Here is a 19,551-nt window from a genome sequence, read left to right on the forward strand (position 1 = left end):
GGATCAGCGGATCACCAGGGTCAGCTGCCGCACCAGGCTCCGCTCGATCGGGTCGTCGAACCGGCAGCCGATATGTGCGCCGTCATTCCAGACGATGGTCGCAGGCACGGGCAGATCGTCGCGCAGGCTGAGCCATACCTTGTCGCCTGCGCCGTGCGGGGCCGCGCAGGCGAGACGGCAGCCATAGACCGAGAGATCGTGGAGCATCGCCTCGACCGGCTTGTTGCCGCGCTTCGTCACCGTAGCGCGAGTGACGAGGATGCGGTGACGCGTCGCCGCGCGCTGTTCGACGAGCGCGGGTGTCACGGTCCGATATTGCGAGAATTTGGTCGCCATCTCTCTCCGCCCCGGCGCAACCCTGCCGCGGACGGTTTAACAAGCACTTAAGGCGGTCCTCCGTCGTAGCGATCGAGGCGGAGGCGGCCGGCGTGGGTGACGATCACTCTTTGCATCACGCCGGGCCGTTGCGGCTTCCGGGCACAGACGCGGAAGTCGCCATAGATGCTGGCGTTGAACAGATTGCCGGTCGGTGCCCAGAGCTTGCGGACATTGGCCGGCAACCGGTCGAGCAACAGATCCTCGTCGGCATCGATGCCGAGGATGCGCTTCGTGCCCACCACCCAGATGCGCATCGCGGGGTTGCCGTTCGACGCGAACAGCCGGCCATGGACGGTGCGGCAGAGCATCGGAGGGCTGCCGGCCAGGGTCAGGGCGAGCAGGGAGGCGATCATTTCTCCTCCAGCACCCGCGTCACCCGTTCCGCCAGCTCCGGCCCGGCATGCAGCCCCAGCTTGCTCCGCCGCCACAGCACGTCCTCGGCGGTGCGCGCCCATTCATGGTCGCGCATCCAGCGTATCTCGGTGGCGGTGAGCCCTGCGCCCAGATCCTCGCCCAGGTCGGTCAGGTCGCGCAGCATGTCGGCCAGGCCACAGCCATAGGCATGCGCCATCCGCTCGGCCCGCGCATCGCCCAGGAACGGCCAGCGTGCCTTGGCGGTGGCAACGAACCGGTCGAAATCGGCGATCGCGCCGCCGGGGAAGACGCGGGCACGCGTCACCGGCTCGACCTTCGCGCCGAGCACGGGCCCGATCTTCCCCAGCGCTTCCTCGGCCAGGGCGCGCGCCGTGGTGATCTTGCCGCCGAAGATGGAGAGCAGGGGCGGGCCGTCCTCGTCGAGCTCGAGCACATAGTCGCGCGTCACCGACTGGGCCCTGGCGGCGCCGTCGTCGTGCAGCGGCCGTACGCCGGACCAGCTCCAGACGATGTCGGCGGGCACGATCTGGCGCGTGAAATAGCGGTTCACCGCCTCGCAGAGATAGGTCCGTTCCTCCGGCGAGCACATCGCATCCTCGGGCCGGTCGACCGGGATGTCGGTGGTGCCGATTTCGGTGAAGCCGCCTTCATAGGGAATGGCGAAGACGATCCGCCGGTCGGGCTGCTGGAGGATATAGGCATGGTCGCCGTCATACAGCCTGGGCACCACGATATGGCTGCCCTTGACCAGCCGGGTCCGCGAATGATTAGCAATAGCCAGCGTGTCGAGGAGGCGCCGCACCCAGGGGCCGGCGGCGTTGACCAGCCCGCGCGCGGTGACGGTGCGGCCGTCGGACAGCTCGGCGCGCCAGGCCCCGCCTTCGCGCCGGGCGGCAAGCAGCTCGGTCCGCGTCGCGATCTCGGCGCCGTGATGCGCGGCGTCGAGCGCATTGGCCAGAGTGAGGCGGGCATCGTCCACCCGGCAGTCCGAATAGACGAAGCCGCGATGGGTGCCGGCCAGGGGACCGGTGAACGCCTTGTCCCTGGCACGCAGGCTCCGCGAGCGGGGCAGGGTGGAATCGCCGCCCACCGCCAGCGCGTCGTAGAGATAGAGGCCGAGCCGGACCATCCACCAGGGCCGCACCGCATGGGCATGGGGCAGCACGAAGGTGAGCGGGCGGATCAGGTGCGGTGCCGCCTCCAGCAGCCGCTCGCGCTCGTGCAGCGCCTCGCGGACCAGGCGGAACTCGTAGCTTTCGAGATAGCGCAGCCCGCCATGGATCAGCTTGGTCGAGGCCGAGCTGGTATGGCTGGCGAGGTCGTCCTTCTCGACGAGCAGCACCTTCAGGCCGAGCAACGCGGCCTCGCGGGCGATCGCGCACCCGTTGATCCCGCCGCCGGCGATGAGCAGGTCATATGCCACGGAGGCAGGTTACGGCGTTGGCAGCGAGCCCGCGAGTCCCTATCTTGGGGGTCAATGGCAAAAACCAAAATCAAAGCAGGGCTGCCCACGCGGCAGCAGATTCTCGATTTCATCACCAATTCCGATACGCCGGCCGGCAAGCGCGAGATCGCCAAGGCCTTCGGGTTGCATGGGCAGGACAAGATCCTGCTCAAGGCCTTGCTCAAGGACATGAGCGACGAGGGGCTGATCGACGTCGCCCCGGGCCGCGCCTTCCACAGGATGGGCGGCGTGCCCAAGGTCACCGTGCTGCGCGTCACCGATGCGGACGGCGACACCACCTGGGCGGTGCCCGAGCGCTGGGAGGCCGAAGGCGTGCCCGTGCCGCGGCTCCGCGTCCGCGAAGCGCGCGGCAAGCGTTCCGCGCTCGCCATCGGCGACCGCATCCTCGCTCGCACCGAAGAGGCCGGCAACGGCTGGATCGCGCATCCGATGAAGAAGCTCGCCCGCGGCGAGGAGCTGATGCTCGGCGTGCTCAAGGAAGAGGCCGGGCGGCTCTGGCTGCAGGGCGTGGAGAAGAAGGAGCGGCGCAACTGGCCGGTCTCCGATGCCGGCGGCGCCCAATCGGGCGACCTCGTCCTCGCCGAGAAGGCCGGCCGGCCGCCGCGAATCACCGCCAAGGTGGTCGAAGTGCTGGGCGATCCCTTCGCGCCGCGCAGCTTCTCGCTGATCGCGATCCACCGGCACTCGATCCCCAATATCTTCTCGCAGGAGCTGCTCGACGAGGCCGAGCGGGTGTCCCGCCTCGATCTGGGCAAGCGGGAGGATCTTCGCCACCTGCCGATCGTCGCGATCGACCCGGCCGATGCGCGCGACCATGACGACGCGGTCTGGGCGGCGCCCGACGAGGATCCGAAGAACGACGGCGGCTGGAAGGCCGTCGTCGCGATCGCCGACGTGTCCTTCTATGTCCGCCCCGGCTCGGAGCTGGACCGCGAGGCGCGCAAGCGCGGCAACTCGGTCTATTTCCCCGATCGCGTCGTGCCGATGCTGCCCGAGATCCTCTCGGCGGAAGTCTGCTCGCTCAAGCAGGGCGAGGACCGGGCTGCGCTCGCCTGCCACCTCCAGATCGGCAGGCATGGCGAGCTGAAGAGCTGGCGCTTCACCCGCGCCGTGGTCAGCATCGCGGCCAACATCGCCTATGAGGACGCCCAGGCGGCGATCGACGGCACGCTCGATCACCCGCTGACCGAGACGGCGCTCAGGCCGCTCTGGGACTGCTGGCACGCCCTCAATAAGGCGCGCGACAAGCGCGAGCCGCTCGACCTCGATCTGCCCGAGCGCCGGATCGTGCTCGACGAGATGGGCCGCATCCTATCCGTGGCGCCGCGCGAGCGGCTCGACGCGCACAAGCTGATCGAGGACTATATGATCGCGGCGAACGTCGCCGCGGCCAAGGCGCTGGAGGCGAAGAAGGCGCCGGTGATGTACCGCATCCACGAGCCGCCGGCCCGGGAGAAGCTGGTCGCGCTGCGGGAGTATCTGAAGACCTTCGGGGTGGAGTTCGCGCTGGGCCAGGTCATCAAGCCGGCTACCTTCAACCGCATCCTCGAACGGGTGGGGGAGAGCGACTTCCGCGAGCAGGTGATGCAGCAGGTGCTGCGCACCCAGACCCAGGCCTATTATGGCCCTGCCAATCACGGCCATTTCGGCCTGTCGCTGGGCAGCTATGCGCACTTCACGTCGCCGATCCGCCGCTATGCCGATCTGATCGTCCACCGTGCGCTGGTCGAGGCCTATGCCCTGGGCCCCGGCGGGCTGACGGCCGAGGAAGCCGCGGGAATGGAGCGGATCGGCGAGAGCATCTCCAGCCTGGAGCGCCGGGCGATGGAGGCCGAGCGGGAGACCATCGACCGCTATGTCGCTGCCTATCTCGCCAACCATGTCGGCGAAATATTGGAGGCGCGGATCACCGGGGTGCAGAGCTTCGGTTTCTTCGCCACGGTGGACGGCGTCGGCGGCGACGGGCTGGTCGCGGCGCGGGACCTGGGCACCGAATATTTCCGCTATGACGAGGCCGGGCAACGGCTGGTGGGCGACGAGAGCGGCGAGGAATTCACCCTGGGCCAGCGCCTCCGGCTCCGGCTGGTGGAGGCCAATCCGGTTTCCGGCGCGCTCCGCTTCGAACTGCCCGACGGCAAGGGCTCGGCGGGCCCGTCCGCCTTTGCCAGGGATCGCGGCAAGGGGCGCCCCCGCCCCATCAAGCGCCGCGGCCGGCCGCCCAATATCCGGCACAAGAGCCGTTGAGCGAGGACGATTGAACCGGCGGGCGCAGGGGTTTATGCTCGCATCCTAATATTCCGGGGGAACCGACCCGATGTCGACGCCCGTCCTCTTGGTTCCGGCCCGCGCCGCCTCACCGGCATGGGGCAGGCCGGGGATGTCCCGATGATGTTCAGGTCCCATGCGCCAGTCTCCATCGGCGCCCTGGCCATGCGGGCGCGGCAGCGGATCCGCGCGCATTTCTTTGCCCAGCACGCAGTGACCGCCGAGGAGGCGGTCTCCTTCGTGCCCCAGGACCGGATCGAGCGAACCCAGTTCGAGCGCATGCGCGGCGCCGGCCTCGTCCACGAGGTGGAGGCGGGGCGCTACTGGTTCGACCTCGCCGCCTTCCGGAAGCAGCTGGACCGTACCCGGGCGATCATGGTGCCGGTGGTGATCGTCCTCTGCCTCGCCGCCGCCGGGGTAACGATGCTGTTCTACTGATCAGTCGACCGCAAAGCTGAGGCCGGCATGCGCCTCCAGCCGCCTGGCCAGCGGCGCGGCCATCAGGCCTCCCGCCGTCCAGATGCCGCCCTTGCCCGCCGCCGGCACATCCTCGATCAGGCAGAGCGCGCTCTCGGCGATCATCTTGCTGGTCGAGCCATAGCCGGGATCCCGGTCCCCCTTCACTATGGCCGAGAGGCGCTGCCCGTCGGGCATCTCCGCCACGAAGGCGATGTCGTAGAAGCCGGTCTCGCGCTCCTCCTTGCTCGGCCCCTCGCCCGGTGCCGGGCCCTTGTCCGCCGCCATCGGATTGATCTTGGCCATCGCCTCGGCCGCGGCCTTGCCGATCTCGCCAAGGCCGGGAACGACCAGCATCTCGTCATATTGGAAGTCCGCGCCATAGGGCTGGCCGGCGAGGAAGTTCGAGCGATGGACGTTCTTGGTGTTGATCACTGCCATCATGAAGGGCGCGACCCAGGCGTCGATCGCTTCGTCATGATAGGGAACCATGCCGTTTGGCTGGGCGGGCCCCGCGAAGCCCGGCGTGAGCGCGAAGGGATCGAGCATCAGCTTGAGGATCGCGGGGTCCCTGGCCGCCGCGGCCATCGAGGCCTTGCCGCTGGCGAAGGTGCCGCCCGAGAAGGTGCCCTTCATCGCCCGCACCCGGCCCTTCACGCGCGGCGCCGGCCGGCCGAAGCGGGCGATCGCCGCCTGCTGCACGGTCCACACGCCGAGATCGAAGGGGATCGAATCGAAACCGCAGGAGAAGACGATGCGCGCGCCGCTGGCCTTGGCCGCGTCTTCGTATTTGCGGATCATCTGGCCCATCCACGCCGGCTCGCCGCACAGGTCGACATAGGCGGTGCCCGTCTCGACACAGGCGGCGAGCAGCGCCTCGCCATGGAGCTGATAGGGGCCGACCGTGGTGATCACCACCGTGGCGCGGGCAACCATCGCCTTCAGCGCGGCGGGATCATCGGCATTGGCGGTGAGCAGCGGAGTCGATGCCGGCGCGCCGATCTCGTCCCGGACCTCCTGCAGCTTGGTGAGCGAGCGCCCGGCCATCGCCCATTTCACGTCCGGATAATGGCCCGCAAGATATTCGGCGACGAGGCGGCCGGTGAAGCCGGTGGCGCCATAGACGATGATATCGAATTCGCGGTCTGCCATCTGCTCGTTTCCTGCTCCTTGACGTTCAACCGCGTAGTTGAACGATTCATTGATTCCGTTGACGCTCCCGATCGCACGTACGGGAGTGCCGCGCCTTGCCCTCTGCCCGAAGCGATGGCTCCGAACGGATTTGAGTGAAGCAGAGGAAGGTCAATATTGGAAGAGGCGGTATGGTGATCGAGCGCGTCGCCGCTGCTTCGCATCAAGCTGGCACGGCGTTCAGTCCCGCGCCTCGCGCAGCGCATTCCACAGCGTTTTCACGTCGCGGTTGAGCGCCCCCAGCTCCTCGCCGCGCATCCCCGAGCGGGCCAGCAGTTCCTCCGCCAGGCAGCCGCATTCCTCGCGCATGTGGCGGCCGCGATCGGTGAGGCGCACCTGGACCTGGCGCTCGTCCTGCGGATTGCGTTCGCGGGTGACGAAGCCTGCCGCTTCGAGCCGCTTCACCAGCGGGGTCACCGTGCTCGATTCGAGTGCGAGCCGATCGGCGATGGCGCCGACGGTGCGGCCGTCCTGCTCCCACAGCGCATGGAGCACCAGATATTGCGGATAGGTGATGCCGAGCCGGTCGAGCATCGGCTTGTAGGCGCGCGTGATCGCCATGCTCGTCGCGTAGAGCGAGAAGCAGAGCTGGTCGTCGAGGGGCATCGCGGCAGGCATGGTCGTCTCCTTGGCCGAGGCCGATATCATCAAAAACCATATCGCGATAACGAATTCGCTGGACAAGCCCCGATTCGCCCATTAGCTGAATGATATCGCGATAAACAATATCGCGAGCTTAAATGAGGAGATCGAGCATGTCGGTTGACGTAAAGTACAGCACCCGCGCCACGGCCACCGGCGGCCGCGACGGCGAGGCCCGCAGCGAGGACGGGCGTTTCGTCGCCAGGCTCTCGACGCCGAAGGAACTGGGCGGCGCGGGCGGCGAGGGGACCAATCCCGAGCAGTTGTTCGCAGCCGGCTATTCGGCCTGCTTCATCGGCGCGCTGAAGGTTGCGGGCGCGCAGCTCAAGATCAAGGTTCCGGCCGAAACCAGCGTGACCGCGACCGTCGGCATCGGACCGCGCGCGGCGGGCGGCTTCGGCATCGCCGCCGACCTGGAAATCAGCCTGCCCGGCGTGGAGCGCGCCGATGCGGAGAAGCTCGTCCAGGCCGCGCACCAGATCTGCCCCTATTCGAATGCGACCCGCAACAACCTCGATGTGGGCCTGACGATCGCCTGAGGCATCCTTCCGCCCGATCGCTGCCGGCCCGCCGGGGCTCGGAGCCCCGGCACCGTTGCGGGCCGGCAGCCGATCGGGATCGGCCGGTTCGGTCCGCCGCGAAGCCCGTGTCAGGCTTCGTGGAACTGCAACGCGGCCAGCCGGGCGTAGAGGCCGCCCCGCGCGACCAGCTCGGCATGGGTGCCGGTCTCGACGATGCGGCCTTCCTCCATGACGATGATCCGGCCGGCGGCGCGCACCGTGGCGAGGCGATGGGCGATGACGAGCGTGGTGCGGTGCTCCATCAGCCGCTCGAGCGCGTCCTGGACAAGGCGTTCGCTCTCGGCGTCGAGCGCGGAGGTGGCTTCGTCGAGCAGCAATATGGGAGCGTCGCGGAGCAGCGCGCGGGCGATGGCGACGCGCTGGCGCTGTCCGCCCGAAAGCCGCGCACCGCCTTCGCCGAGGAAGGTGTCGAGGCCCTGGGGCAGGTCGCGCAGGAAATCGGCGGCGTTGGCGGCTTCGGCGGCGGCCCAGATCTGGTCGTCGGTCGCGCCCCAGGCGCCATAGCGCAGATTGTCGCGCGCCGAGGCGCCGAAGATCACCGTCTCCTGCGGCACCATCGCCATGCGCGCGCGGATATCGGCCGGATCGGCCGCAGGGACCGGTACACCGTCGACACGGACTTCGCCGCCATCGGGATCGTAGAAGCGCTGGAGCAGCTGGAAGAGCGTCGACTTGCCGGCGCCCGAGGGGCCGACCACCGCCACCGTCTCGCCGGGGCGGACCTCGAGCGAGAAGTCGGTGAGCGCGGCGCTGTCCGGGCGGGTGGGATAGCGGAAGGTGACCCGGTCGAAGGCGAGCGCGCCCTGGGGCGGCTGGGGAAGTGGCACGGGACTGGCGGGGGCCGCGATGTCGGGCTGCTGATGGAGCAGTTCGGCGAGGCGGCTGGCCGCGCCCGAGGCGCGCAGCAGGTCGCCATAGACTTCGGTAAGCGCGCCGAACGAGCCGGTGACGAGGCCGGCGGTGAGGACGAACGCCATGATCGAGCCGCCCGATAGCCGGCCGGCGGCGACATCGGCCACCGCGGCCCATACGATCAGCGTGATCGCCGTGAACAGCGAGCCGATCACCAGCGCCGTCATGATCGCGCGCAGGCCGAAGCGGCGCTTGCCGGCTTCGAAGGTGCGGGTGACGGCGCCCTGGAAGCGCTCGGCCTCGCGCTGCTCCTGCCCGAAGGCCTGGACGATGCGCATCGCGCCCAGCGTCTCCGAGGCGATCGCGCCCACATCGGCCACCCGGTCCTGGCTGGTGCGCGAGAATTGCCGCACCCGGCTGCCCAGCCAGACGATCGGCAGGATGGTGACCGGGATGCCGACGACCAGATAGGCGGCGATCTTGGGCGCGAGCGCGAAGAGATAGATGACGCCGCCCGCGCCGGTGAGCAGGTTCCTGAGCGCGATCGAGACGGTGGAGCCGACCACCTGCTCGACCACCGCGGTGTCCGCGGTGAGGCGCGAGGCGATCTCGGACGGGCGGTTCTCCTCGAACCATTTGGGCGGGAGGCGGAGCAGGTTGCGGTGCACCGCCATGCGCAGGTCCGCGACGGTGCGCTCGGCCAGCCAGGAAACGAAATAGAAGCGGACCGCGGTGAAGGCCGCGAGCGCCACGACGACGAGCAGCAGCCCCTGGAAATAGATGCCGATCCGGCTGGTGTCCGCTCCGGCGGCGAAGCCATGGTCGACGATCTTCTGGAAGGTGCGGGGGATCAGCAGCGTCGTCAGCGACGAGCCGATCAGCGCGACGATCGCGATCAGCAGCTGAAGCGGATAGCGCCGCGTGAAGCCCCAAACGACCAGGAGATTGGAGATCTTGCGCCGCTGCGGCCCATCGGACGGGGGGAGCGCGGGCGCAGGCGGGACGGGTTCGGCCATGCGCGGCGGACTAGCGCGATTGGAGAGAGAGGGGAACCGTCCTTTGCCGGGACGGGTTGCCCGGATATCCACAGGAATTCCGGAACGGCCAGTTCGTCGTGTGTACAGAGGGGGTTAGCCGGATATCGACTGCGATTTCGTGGTTACGGTATGGGAGCTGCGCATCGTTCCGTCGCATTACGGCCTTGCCCGGCGTTGCGCCGCAGCACGGCTCGCCTATAACGCTAACATAGCCGCCGCCGTTTTTGGGGAGGGGGACGGCGGAAGGGACGCAATGCTGTACGACGCTTATGAGATTCAGCGCTCGCTTCTCGCAGGTGCGAGCGCGCTGGCCAATTTTTCCGCGGGGCTGTTGAACAATCCGGCCAATCCGTTCGCCTATTTCGGCGGCGGACCGGTGCTCGCCTCGGCGCTCGAAGTGTTCGCCCATGCCTCCGCTCCCCGCGGCAAGCCGGAATTCGGGCTCGATCATACGACGGTCGACGGCCGGCAGGTCGAGGTTCATGAGGAAGTGGTACTGCGCAAGCCGTTCGGCCAGCTCAAGCGCTTCGTGCGCACGGGCGTGGAAGGCGGCCCGAAGCTGCTGATCGTCGCGCCGATGTCCGGCCACTATGCTACGCTGCTGCGCGGCACGGTCGAGCGCATGCTGCCGGTGGCGGACGTCTACATCACCGATTGGCGCGACGCGAAGCTGGTGTCGCTCGCGCATGGCCGCTTCGACCTGGACGACTATATCGATTATCTGGTCGAGTTCCTCGCCTTCATCGGCAAGGACGGCGATCCGCGGCCGCATGTGCTGGCGGTATGCCAGCCCTCGGTGCCGGCCTATGCCGCCGTCGCGGTGATGAGCGCCGACGCGCATCCGAATCGCCCCGCGACGCTCACCATGATGGGCGGCCCGATCGACACGCGCGAAGCGCCGACCGCAGTGAACACGCTCGCCACCGAGCGGCCGTTCAGCTGGTTCGAGCAGAACGTCATCGCCACCGTGCCGATGAGCTATGCCGGGGCGGGGCGGAAAGTCTATCCGGGCTTCCTGCAGCTCGCGGGCTTCATGACGATGAACCTCGGCAACCACATGATCTCGCACTGGGAGATGTTCAAGCATCTCGTCCAGGGCGATGACGAGAGCGCCGACGCGACGATGAAATTCTACGAGGAGTACCGCTCGGTCTGCGACATGACCGCCGAATTCTATCTCCAGACGATCGACACGGTGTTCCAGGCGCATGCGCTGCCCCGGGGCACGATGACGCATCGCGGGCGCAAGGTGGATCCGGCGGCGATCCGGGATGTGGCCATCCTCGCGATCGAGGGCGAGAAGGACGATATTTCGGGCATCGGCCAGACCAGGGCGGCGCTGACCATCGCGACTGCGCTTCCCGAGGATCTGAAGCATTATCACCTCGCCGAGGGCGTGGGCCATTACGGCATCTTCAACGGCTCCAAGTGGCGCAATCGCATCGCGCCGATCCTGGAACAGTGGATGGCGGCGAATCCGGGCTGAGCGGCGTGGCTCTTCCCCTCCCTGGAACGGAGGGGAGACCGGATCAGTTATATTCGCTGGTCGCGACTATGCTCCAGATCAGCCAGGCGACGCCGATCCAGATCGCCAGGATGAGCAGCACGCCGGGCCAGCTGACCGGCCGCTGCGTCTCGATCTCGGCGCGGGCGCGGTGCTCGGCAAAGAGCGCGGGCGGGATCAGCTTCTCGAACAGCCAGACGCCGAGCGGAATGACGATCGCATCGTCGACGAGGCCGAGGACCGGAATGAAATCCGGGATCAGGTCGATCGGCGAAAGCGCATAGGCGGCGACCAGCACGCCGACCAGCTTGGCGAGCAACGGCGTGCGCGGATCGCGCACCGCGAACCAGATGGCGTGCGCTTCGGTGCGAATGCGGTGCGCTAGCGATGGGCCGGTCATGGAGACGGGGTGGCTCGGGCCGCTCCCAGCGTCAAGCGCCATCCATCACCCCGGCGGCGACACGCGGCAGATGGCGTCAGGCGTTCCCATAGGCGGCAGCCGCGCCGATCAGTTCGAGATCGTTGCGGTTGACCAGCACTGCCGGGACGTCGGAGAGCTGGCGGCGGAACGCGGCCTTGCCCTCCATCCGGCGGCGGAAGCCCGGATCCAGGAGATGGGAGTGGAGCGCGCGGCTGATCGCGCCGGTGAGGTAGACGCCGTCCCAGGCGCCGAAGGCGAGCGCGAGATCCCCGGCAAAGGCACCGAGGTGCTCGACGAACATGCGCACCACCGCCGCCGCGATCGGGTCGCGCGCGGTGCTGCGGGTGATGTCCTCGGGCGAGGCCATCCTGATGCCTCCGGACAATGCTTCATAGGCGAGGCACAGTCCCGGCGCGCTGACCAGCGTCTCCACGTCGAGCGCATGGCCGCGCTTCCGGCAGAACTCGGCGAACTTGCGTTCGTCCGCCGTCTCGGGCGCGAAGGCGATGTGGCCGGCCTCGCTCTGCACGGGGACGAGCCGCCCGCCCGCGCTGATCAACGCGGCGACGCCGAGCCCGGTGCCGGTCCCGATCACGACATAGGTGCCGCCGGGCTCCACTGCGCGCGGCGGCGGCCCGTGCAGCGGGGTGAAGGCGCTGGGCGGCAGGGTGGTGAGCGCCAGCGCATTGGCGGCGCATTCGTTGAGCGCGCGAGGCGGCGCGCGCAGCACAGCCTCGACGCCGGCGAGCGAGATGTACCAGCGGCTGCCGGTCAGGTTGATCAGGTCGCCGCGCGCCGCGCCGGCCACGGCCAGCACGCTCGGCAGCCGCGCGTCCTGAAGTCCCAGGCCGCTCAGATAGGAGACGAGAGCGCTGGTGAAGGTGGGATGCTCGCTGGTCGAGAACCGCCGGATGTCGCGTGGCGCCGGCCCCGCCTCGCCGCCGGTTAGCCCGAACCGCACCGATTGGCGGCCGATATCGGCCACCAACGCCAAGCCTTCGCCCATCGACGCACCCCCTGTCCGATCGGCCCCGCTTTGCGGAGTCCGAATACTGTTATCGCTAACAGTCACCCCATGAGCAACAAGATTGCGATTGGCAGCGTTGTCAGAGAGTAAAGCGAACAAAGCCATTCGTGCAAGCGGCTTTGTTACAAGCGAATTTACAGCGTTACACAGGGAGTTACAGGAGGACGGGGGCGTGGATTCCGACATATCCTCTCGCCGACCAACTTCGGGAGAGAGACGGATGAAGGTGCCTTTCGCGATTCTGCTGGCGGTGGGCCTTGGCCATGCTGCGCCGGCCCTTGCTCAGTCCGCCGCGCCGTCACCGCTGCTGGGCAGCTGGGCAGTGGATGTCGAGCGCTTGCCCATGCCGCCCGAGGCGCGGCCGAAGAGCGTGACGATCAGCTATGCCGATATCGGCGGCGGCAAGTGGCGGACCAGTGTCGACATCGTCGGCAAGGACTATGAGAACCACACGGCCGGCACCTACACGCCCGACGGGACCCCCTATGTCGTGGAGGGTAGCCCCGAGGCGGACATCGCCGCGGTGCAGCTGCCGGCGCCCAATGTGCTGGTGATGGTGCTGGGCAAGGGCGGGATCCCCGCCTCGACCCGGGTCTACACGGTCGCGCCGGACGGGAAGACGATGATCGAGACCGCCGGCTATATCGGCGAGGGCGGCAAGCCGGTGATGCGGACGAACTATTTCACGCGGGTCCGGTAGACATATCCATTACGGGCCAGTCTCGCCGCACGCGACCGCTCCGGATGTAGGGTTGGCATGGCGGCAATCCCGCCGCCGCAACAGAAAGGTGAACCTATGTCATTCGCCGATCTGTGCCTGTTCCTGGGCGTCCTGTTTGCCTTTGCGACTTTGGTCGTGAAGGCGATCGAGATGGCTCGAAAGAAATAGGTACACGGGCGGGGCTCGAGCTGACACTCGGGCCCCAAACGTTTGAGCCCCGGTTGCTGACACAACCGGGGCTCACAGAAAGGCGCCTATGTCATCGCCTGTCGGCTGGATACCATGGCGGGCGTCGATCTTCAATGAACAGCGACGGGAGGGGCTCGGCCTGCCAGCCGGGCCCCGAACGATTTGGGCCCCGGTCGCTGCCACGACCGAGGCCCATATCAACGGGACAAGCCCAATGAGTCTTGCGAAACCTTTGCAATCCCGCAGGCGTCAATTTTCAATGACGCGGCTCACAGCACCTCGAACAGGCCCGCCGCGCCCATGCCGCCGCCGATGCACATGGTGACGACCACATATTTGGCGCCGCGGCGCTTGCCTTCGATCAGCGCATGGCCGGTCATGCGCGCGCCGCTCATGCCATAGGGGTGGCCGATCGAGATCGCGCCGCCGTTCACGTTCAGCAGTTCGTTCGGGATGCCGAGCTGGTCCTGGCAATAGAGCACCTGCACCGCGAAAGCCTCGTTCAGCTCCCACAGGCCGATATCGTCCATCTTAAGGTTGTAGCGCTCGAGCAGTTTCGGGATCGCGAAGACCGGGCCGATGCCCATCTCGTCCGGCTTGGTGCCGGCAACGGCCATGCCGACATAGCGGCCGAGCGGGGTGAGGCCGCGCTTCTCGGCCACCTTCTCCTCCATCAGCACGCTGGCCGACGAACCGTCCGACAGCTGCGAGGCATTGCCGGCGGTGACGGTGCCGTTCGGCAGCACCGGCTGGAGCGAGGCCAGGCCCTCGGCGGTCGTCTCGGGGCGATTGCCCTCGTCCTTGGCGAGCGTGATCTCCTTCTGGGAGACTTCCTTGGTCTCCTTGTTGACGACGTTCATCGTCGCGGTGACCGACACGATCTCGTCGTCGAACTTGCCCGCGGCCTGCGCGGCGGCGGTGCGCTGCTGCGACTGCAGGGCATAGGCATCGCAACGGTCGCGGCCGATGCCGTAGCGGGCGGCGACCACTTCGGCGGTCTGCAGCATCGGCATGTAGATGTCGCCGTGCATCGCGAGCAGCTCGCGATCGGGCTCGACGCGCATCTGCGGGGTCTGGACCAGGCTGATCGATTCGAGGCCACCGCCAATGGCGATGTCCATATTGTCGACGATGATCTCCTTGGCGGCAGTCGCGATGGCCATCAGGCCCGAGGCGCACTGGCGGTCGACCGACATGCCGGCGACCGTGACGGGCAGGCCGGCGCGCAGCAGCGCGGTGCGGGCGATATTGCCGGCGGTGCTGCCCTGCTGGAGCGCGGCGCCGAACACGACGTCCTGCACTTCCGCCGGATCGATGCCGGCGCGCTCGACCGCGGCCTTGATCGAATAGGCGCCGAGCGTCGGCGCCGGCGTGGCGTTGAACGCGCCGCGATAGGCGCGGCCGATGCCGGTACGGGCGGTGGAGACGATGACTGCGGAGCGAGACATGGACTTATTCTCCTTCAGGCGGCGGGAAAGCGTGCCGCTTGGGTTTCAAGTGGAAGATCGAACGCGCCGCAGATGAGCGCCACGCCGTGGTAGAAGGCGACGAGCTGGACGATTTCGAACGCCTGCTCGTCGCTGAAATGTGCCTTGAGGTCGGCCCATGCGGCATCGCCCAGCCGGCGTTCGTCGAGCAAGGCGTCGACCGTGGCGAGGAGCACGCGCTCCGCCGGGCTCCATATCGACGCGTCGGCAGGCCCGTGCACGGTGGCGTGGAGCTGGGCCGCGTCCAGTTCGACGGCCGGCGCGAAGATCGCCGCATGAACGCCCCACTCATATTCGCAGCCGCACCGCGCCGTCGTGCGGTGGATGACGATCTCGCGCTGCCGAAGCGAGAGCGGGCCCTCGCGGTCGAGCAGCGAGCCGGCCGAGAATTTCGTCCAGGCGCGATCCGATCTGGCCAGCGTGGTGAACAGTCGCAGCGGCTCGGCGCCGCGCATCAGCACCTTCATCTGGGCATCGAACGCGGGCGGGAACGGCCTTTCGAGGGGGGCGATGCGGGGCGCGCTCATACATATACCAGCGCGATCCACTCGGCGATCAGCGCGGGCTTCGCCTCGCCCTCGATCTCGAGCGTATATTCCTGGACCTGTTCCCAGACGCCGGGCTTGCGCTCGGTGAATTTCAGCAATTTGAAACGGCCGCGGACGCGCTTGCCCGAGCGTACCGGCTGCATGAAGCGGACTTTATTACCGCCATAATTGACTCCCATCCTCGTGCCTTCGATCGCCGGCGCATCGGTGCGCGCGGCGAGCATCGGCATCAGCGAGAGCGTGAGGAAGCCATGGGCAATGGTGCCGCCGAACGGCGTCTGCGCGGCGCGGACGGGATCGACATGGATGAACTGGTGGTCGCCGGTCGCCTCGGCGAACTGGTCGATCATCGCCTGGGTCACTTCCACCCAGTCGGAAACGCGTTCGGTGCCGATGCTCTCGGCCATCTGCTGCACGGTGATCGTCGCCAAGATAGCGGTCCTCTCGCCTGTTTCGCGCCCATCTAGGGGCGGGGCGGGGCCTCCCGCAAGCCTCGGCCGACCGGAAATTTGAAAGATGGGGCTGACGTAGCGTCCGCTGGCAGCAAACCCCGGAGATACGGGGAGGAATTTCCGAACCCGATATTCGAAAGCGGTCAGCGACTCAGGCCGGGCCGTCGGCTAGTGGCCTGGCGCCGCGCCTTTCCAGATCGGCGAGCAGCACTTCGATCGCCCAGGTGCAGGCGGCGGCGGCCCCGGCGCCGTCCATGTCCCATTGGTCGCGCATCTCGCGCCAGGCGAAGCCGCTGCCCAGATATTGGAACATCGCGATCGCGCGGGTGCGATCGGGCTCGGCGAGCGCCTCGACCCGGGGGGCAAGCATCGCGCGGAAGGCGGCGACGCGTTCCTCCTTCATCACGTTGCGGATCGCGCGGCCTTCGGCGCTGGCCATCACCACCGTCATCGCATCCGCCTTGTCGTCGAAATTGGCGAAGCGCGAGGCCACGCCGCCGACGAATTCGCCGAGGGTCTTCGGAATGCCGCCGGCGGGGCCGATGCGCGCCCAGGCCGCCGCGCGCAGCGCCTCCTGATCCGGGCAATAGCGATAGACGGTGCGGCGCGAGACGCCCGCGCGCGTCGCGACCAGGTCGTGGTTGAGCCGGTCCCCCTCCGCCATCAGCGCCAGGATCGCATCGTCGATCCTCGCACGGGTATGGGCATTGTCGGGGCCTTCGGGCCTGGCCGGGTCGGCGAGCAGGAAATTCCGTTTGGACATGCCGATCCCATAGCCGTGGCACAAAAAGTGTCAAATATGGATTGACACAAATTGTGCCATGCGTATTGGATGAATAATACACAAACTCCGGGAGTGTGCGGATGTTGTTTCATGTTTCGATCGACGCGGACGATCCGCGACATGTCGCCGAAGTCATCGCCGAGCTGTGGGGCGGAGTGGCGTTGCCCTTTCCGCCGGTGATCGCGGGCAGCTGGATGGCGATGGCGGGCGACGACCGCCGCACCACGGTGGAGGTCTATCCGCGGGGCACCGAGCTGGTGGAGGCGGAGGGCGATGCCGATGCGATGGGCGTGATCGGCGGCAACGGCGCGCGCTCGGCCACGCATCTCGCCATCGCGACGGACAAGGGCGTGGAGGAGGTGCTGGCGCTGGCGAAGCGCGAAGGCTGGCCGGTGAAGTATCGCAAGCGCGGGGGCGTGTTCGGCGTGCTCGAGCTGTGGGTCGAGGGCAGCCGGATGATCGAGGTGCTCACGCCGGAGATGCAGGCCGAGTACCGGGCCGGGCTGACGGTGGAGAATTGGCGGGGCTTTCTGAGTGCGGCCGGGATGGCGCCCGCCGCCTGAGCGCTCACCCGCCGCTGTTGGCGTGGAGGATGTTGCCGTCCGGGTCCTTGAACCAGATGGCGCGGAAATCGCCGAGGATATGGACGCCGTCCTCCACCCGGTCGAAGCCGCCGGGATATTCCTCCAGCTTCACGCCCTTCCCGCGCAAGGCGGCGGCGATCGCTTCCAGATCGTCATGCACGTCGAAGACCACGGCATTGGCCTGGTTGGTGCCGGCGAAGTCGCTGCGATAGACGTTGAGCAGCGTGGTGCCGGTGCGCAGCAGCAAGACCTCGCCATGATCCGCCACCAGCGGCAGGCCGAGCGTCCCGGTGTAGAAGGCCTTGGCAATGGCGATGTCCCGGCAGGGGAGGATCGCGTGGCTGCTATGGTCCTTGAGCATGGGATCTTCACTCCAGATCGTCACCGGCGCGGGCGCTCAGGCCCTGGCTTCCGCCGGATAGGGCAGGATGAACTTGCCGCTGGGATCGGCGGTATAGCTGGTCTGGGTGGGATAGGGGATCGAGATGCCTTCCGCGGCGAACCGGCGCAGGATCGCGAACATGATCTTGTCGCGCACCAGCTGGGCGTGCGGCACGTCGTCGCCGGCCACGTCGAACTCGATCACGAAATCGATCGAGCTGGCGCCGAAGCCTTCCGTGCTGGCGCGCGAGAGCGTGCCGCCGGCCTGCTCGACGATTTCCCGGAACATCGCGGGCAGCGCCTCGAGCTTCTCGACCGGCGTTTCATAGGCGACGCCGATCGGCAGCTTGGTGCGGGTATGGTGGCGCAGCGAGAGGTTCTCGATCAGCTTGTCGAGCAGCTGCTTGTTCGAGAAGACCAGCTCCTCGCCGATGAACGAGCGGATGCGCGTGCTCATCAGGCCGATCGACACGACGGTGCCGCTGTTGCGGTCGAAGCGGATCTTGTCGCCGACGCGGAAGGGCCGATCGAAGAGGATGGTCAGCGCGGCGAAGAGGTTGGCGAAGATGCCCTGCGCGGCAAGGCCGATGGCGATGCCGCCGACGCCGAGACCGGCGACCAGGCCGGTGACGTTCACGCCCAGATTGCCGAGTACCATCACCGTCGCGATGGCGAAGAGCACCACCGTGATCAGGACACGGATGATGCCGAGCGCGCTGGCAAGGCCGGAGCCGTGATAATTGTCGGCCGTCGTCTTGCGCTCGATCGCGCCGAAGATCAGCTCGCGCAGCCAGATCGCGCACTGGAACGCGGCCGAGATGGTGAAGAGGAACTCGACTGTGCTCTCGACCATCCGGGGGGGATTGGCATAGCCGGTAACCAGCCGGATCGAGACCATCAGGATGAAGAAATTCCCGGTCCTGGCGACCGCGCGGCCGATGACCGCGTACCAGTTGGCCACGCCCTCGCCCTTCTTGCACACCCGCGCGCCCCAGCCCTTGATCGCCTGGAGGAGGAAGAACACCGCGATGGCGATGCCGGTGGCGATCAGGATCTGGAGCCAGTGCGACTGGGCCCAGGCCCAGCTGTCGTTGGCGAAGGCCTCTGCCTGGATCTCGAGGTTGTCGCTCTGCGGGAAGCCGGTGGCGGTGCGGTTGATGATCATGCGGCCTTTCGGGACTGTTGGTGCGCGGCGAGATCGTCGAGAAAGGCGATCAGGCCGCGTTCGTAACGATTGAGCCAGCGCGTGGCGCGGGGCAAGTGGAGACCGGCGCGCCACGCCGCCTGGGCCTCGCGATCCTTGGCGAGATCGACGAGCGCGGGGTGGACATAGGATTTGCGGGCGATGGCGGGCGTGTTGCCCAGCGCCGCGGTCACCGGCGCGAGCATCGCCTTGAGGCCGAGAGGGGCGCTCGCTTCGGCCAGCGCGCGGAAGGCGAGCACGCTGGCGCCCCAGGTGCGGAAATGCTTGGCGGTGAAGTCCTCCGCCATGGCCGCGCGGATATAGGCGTTGACGTCAGTCGAAGTGACCGGGTGCGCCTCGCCGGCTTCGTCGAGCCAGCGGAACAGGTGCTGCCCGGGCAGGTCCTGGCACTTCCTGACGAAACGGCTGAGCGAGCCGTCGGTGATCGTCAGCACGCGCAGCCGGCCCGACTTGGCGTGGAACTGCAGGCGGAGCGTGCGCCCCGTCACCCGGGCGTGGCGCTTGCGGAGCGTGGTGGCACCGAAGCTCCTGTTCGCCTGGACATATTGCTCGTTGCCCACCCGGATGCTGCCGAGGTCGAGCAGGCGGACCACGGCGGCGACGGCCTTTTCCTTGCACAGGCCGCGCAGGCCGAGATCGCGCGCCACCCGGGCGCGGAGCCTTGCCAGATGCGCGCCGAAATCGGCGCAGCGATCATATTTCGCGGCCTCCTGCGCCTCGCGGAAGGCGGCGTGGTAGCGATATTGCTTGCGGCCCTTCTCGTCCTGGCCGGTCGCCTGGATATGGCCGTGCGGATCCGGGCAGAACCAGGCATTCGCATAGGCCGGGGGCAGGCCGATCGCGTTCAGCCGGTCGATCGTGTCGCGATCGGCGATGCGCTTGCCGTCCGCATCCCGATAGCCCCAGCCGTGGCGCACCTTGCGCCGGGTAATGCCGGGCTGCTGGTCGTCGACATAGACGATCTCGGTATCGGGCATGGGCCTCCTCGCAATGTCCCGGTCAATGCG

Annotated in this window: 21 protein-coding genes; 6 read left to right on the plus strand and 15 right to left on the minus strand. The window is 67.8% G+C overall.

Annotated features, from left to right (window positions below; genetic code table 11):
• Positions 1-3: 3 nt before the first annotated feature.
• Genes BGP17_RS09280 through glpD form a run of 3 tightly spaced genes read right to left on the minus strand, consistent with a single transcriptional unit; the run spans position 4 to position 2,176 of the window.
• Positions 4-336, minus strand: a complete 333-nt coding sequence (locus tag BGP17_RS09280; RefSeq protein ID WP_086131100.1) for a PilZ domain-containing protein — start codon at positions 334-336, stop codon at positions 4-6.
• Between the two features lie 47 nt (positions 337-383).
• Positions 384-731 carry a hypothetical protein gene (locus tag BGP17_RS09285; RefSeq protein ID WP_286711775.1) on the minus strand — a complete coding sequence of 116 codons (348 nt, stop codon included), beginning with the start codon at positions 729-731 and terminating at the stop codon, positions 384-386.
• Entirely contained in the window at positions 728-2,176 is a 1,449-nt protein-coding gene (gene glpD, locus BGP17_RS09290; RefSeq protein WP_286711776.1) for a glycerol-3-phosphate dehydrogenase, read from the minus strand. The genes BGP17_RS09285 and glpD overlap by 4 nt, the downstream gene beginning before the upstream one ends.
• A gap of 54 nt (positions 2,177-2,230) precedes the next feature.
• On the opposite strand from glpD, the gene rnr reads away from it, so the two are divergent.
• Positions 2,231-4,462: a ribonuclease R gene (gene rnr, locus BGP17_RS09295; RefSeq protein ID WP_167301063.1), complete on the plus strand. Its 2,232-nt coding sequence runs from the start codon at positions 2,231-2,233 to the stop codon at positions 4,460-4,462.
• Positions 4,463-4,603: 141 nt separating this feature from the next.
• Positions 4,604-4,921, plus strand: coding sequence for a hypothetical protein (locus BGP17_RS09300; protein ID WP_286711777.1), 318 nt, complete (start codon positions 4,604-4,606; stop codon positions 4,919-4,921).
• Here BGP17_RS09300 and BGP17_RS09305 read toward each other — a convergent pair whose 3' ends face one another.
• Positions 4,922-6,091 carry a saccharopine dehydrogenase family protein gene (locus BGP17_RS09305; protein WP_167301061.1) on the minus strand — a complete coding sequence of 390 codons (1,170 nt, stop codon included), beginning with the start codon at positions 6,089-6,091 and terminating at the stop codon, positions 4,922-4,924.
• A gap of 219 nt (positions 6,092-6,310) precedes the next feature.
• A complete protein-coding gene (locus tag BGP17_RS09310) occupies positions 6,311-6,748 on the minus strand; it encodes a MarR family winged helix-turn-helix transcriptional regulator (RefSeq protein ID WP_286711810.1) in 438 nt (145 codons plus the stop codon).
• Between the two features lie 137 nt (positions 6,749-6,885).
• Between BGP17_RS09310 and BGP17_RS09315 the strand changes: the two genes are divergently transcribed.
• The gene (locus BGP17_RS09315; RefSeq protein WP_167301059.1) at positions 6,886-7,311 is read left to right on the plus strand and encodes an organic hydroperoxide resistance protein; all 426 of its coding nucleotides are present in this window, start codon (positions 6,886-6,888) and stop codon (positions 7,309-7,311) included.
• 110 nt (positions 7,312-7,421) lie between these two features.
• On the opposite strand, the gene BGP17_RS09320 is transcribed toward BGP17_RS09315, so the two are convergent.
• Positions 7,422-9,221 carry an ABC transporter transmembrane domain-containing protein gene (locus tag BGP17_RS09320; RefSeq protein WP_286711778.1) on the minus strand — a complete coding sequence of 600 codons (1,800 nt, stop codon included), beginning with the start codon at positions 9,219-9,221 and terminating at the stop codon, positions 7,422-7,424.
• A 274-nt stretch (positions 9,222-9,495) separates the two neighbouring features.
• Here BGP17_RS09320 and BGP17_RS09325 point away from each other — a divergent pair, with 274 nt between their 5' ends.
• Positions 9,496-10,728 (plus strand): polyhydroxyalkanoate depolymerase, encoded by a 1,233-nt coding sequence (locus BGP17_RS09325; RefSeq protein ID WP_167301057.1) that lies wholly within the window; start codon positions 9,496-9,498, stop codon positions 10,726-10,728.
• A 43-nt stretch (positions 10,729-10,771) separates the two neighbouring features.
• Here the strand turns inward: BGP17_RS09325 and BGP17_RS09330 are convergent, their stop codons facing one another.
• Together BGP17_RS09330 and BGP17_RS09335 are read right to left on the minus strand one after the other, a co-directional pair.
• Positions 10,772-11,146 (minus strand): YkvA family protein, encoded by a 375-nt coding sequence (locus BGP17_RS09330; RefSeq protein ID WP_167301190.1) that lies wholly within the window; start codon positions 11,144-11,146, stop codon positions 10,772-10,774.
• Between the two features lie 76 nt (positions 11,147-11,222).
• Positions 11,223-12,173, minus strand: a complete 951-nt coding sequence (locus tag BGP17_RS09335; RefSeq protein ID WP_286711779.1) for a glucokinase — start codon at positions 12,171-12,173, stop codon at positions 11,223-11,225.
• Between the two features lie 241 nt (positions 12,174-12,414).
• On the opposite strand from BGP17_RS09335, the gene BGP17_RS09340 reads away from it, so the two are divergent.
• Complete coding sequence (locus BGP17_RS09340) at positions 12,415-12,894, plus strand: hypothetical protein (protein ID WP_286711780.1); 480 nt, start codon at positions 12,415-12,417, stop codon at positions 12,892-12,894.
• A 479-nt stretch (positions 12,895-13,373) separates the two neighbouring features.
• On the opposite strand, the gene BGP17_RS09345 is transcribed toward BGP17_RS09340, so the two are convergent.
• The 4 genes from BGP17_RS09345 to BGP17_RS09360 form a co-directional block, all read right to left on the minus strand.
• Positions 13,374-14,552 carry an acetyl-CoA C-acyltransferase gene (locus tag BGP17_RS09345; protein ID WP_167301054.1) on the minus strand — a complete coding sequence of 393 codons (1,179 nt, stop codon included), beginning with the start codon at positions 14,550-14,552 and terminating at the stop codon, positions 13,374-13,376.
• A 14-nt stretch (positions 14,553-14,566) separates the two neighbouring features.
• Positions 14,567-15,118 (minus strand): carboxymuconolactone decarboxylase family protein, encoded by a 552-nt coding sequence (locus BGP17_RS09350; protein ID WP_286711781.1) that lies wholly within the window; start codon positions 15,116-15,118, stop codon positions 14,567-14,569.
• On the minus strand, positions 15,115-15,570 hold the full coding sequence (locus BGP17_RS09355; protein WP_380925246.1) for a MaoC family dehydratase: 456 nt from the start codon (positions 15,568-15,570) through the stop codon (positions 15,115-15,117). The genes BGP17_RS09350 and BGP17_RS09355 overlap by 4 nt, the downstream gene beginning before the upstream one ends.
• Before the next feature lie 172 nt (positions 15,571-15,742).
• Positions 15,743-16,354 (minus strand): TetR/AcrR family transcriptional regulator, encoded by a 612-nt coding sequence (locus tag BGP17_RS09360; protein ID WP_286711782.1) that lies wholly within the window; start codon positions 16,352-16,354, stop codon positions 15,743-15,745.
• Between the two features lie 101 nt (positions 16,355-16,455).
• On the opposite strand from BGP17_RS09360, the gene BGP17_RS09365 reads away from it, so the two are divergent.
• Positions 16,456-16,938, plus strand: coding sequence for a hypothetical protein (locus tag BGP17_RS09365; RefSeq protein ID WP_167301051.1), 483 nt, complete (start codon positions 16,456-16,458; stop codon positions 16,936-16,938).
• A gap of 4 nt (positions 16,939-16,942) precedes the next feature.
• Here the strand turns inward: BGP17_RS09365 and BGP17_RS09370 are convergent, their stop codons facing one another.
• From BGP17_RS09370 to BGP17_RS09380, 3 genes are read right to left on the minus strand one after another with little or no spacing between them, the layout of a single operon-like run.
• Positions 16,943-17,344: a VOC family protein gene (locus BGP17_RS09370; protein ID WP_286711783.1), complete on the minus strand. Its 402-nt coding sequence runs from the start codon at positions 17,342-17,344 to the stop codon at positions 16,943-16,945.
• Between the two features lie 12 nt (positions 17,345-17,356).
• Positions 17,357-18,505 carry a mechanosensitive ion channel family protein gene (locus BGP17_RS09375; RefSeq protein ID WP_286711784.1) on the minus strand — a complete coding sequence of 383 codons (1,149 nt, stop codon included), beginning with the start codon at positions 18,503-18,505 and terminating at the stop codon, positions 17,357-17,359.
• The gene (locus BGP17_RS09380) at positions 18,502-19,521 is read right to left on the minus strand and encodes a DNA topoisomerase IB (protein ID WP_286711785.1); all 1,020 of its coding nucleotides are present in this window, start codon (positions 19,519-19,521) and stop codon (positions 18,502-18,504) included. Before BGP17_RS09380 ends, BGP17_RS09375 begins: the two co-directional genes overlap by 4 nt.
• Positions 19,522-19,551 lie beyond the last annotated feature (30 nt).

It is taken from the genome of Sphingomonas sp. 67-41, assembly GCF_001899725.1.
Lineage (GTDB): Bacteria > Pseudomonadota > Alphaproteobacteria > Sphingomonadales > Sphingomonadaceae > Sphingomonas > Sphingomonas leidyi.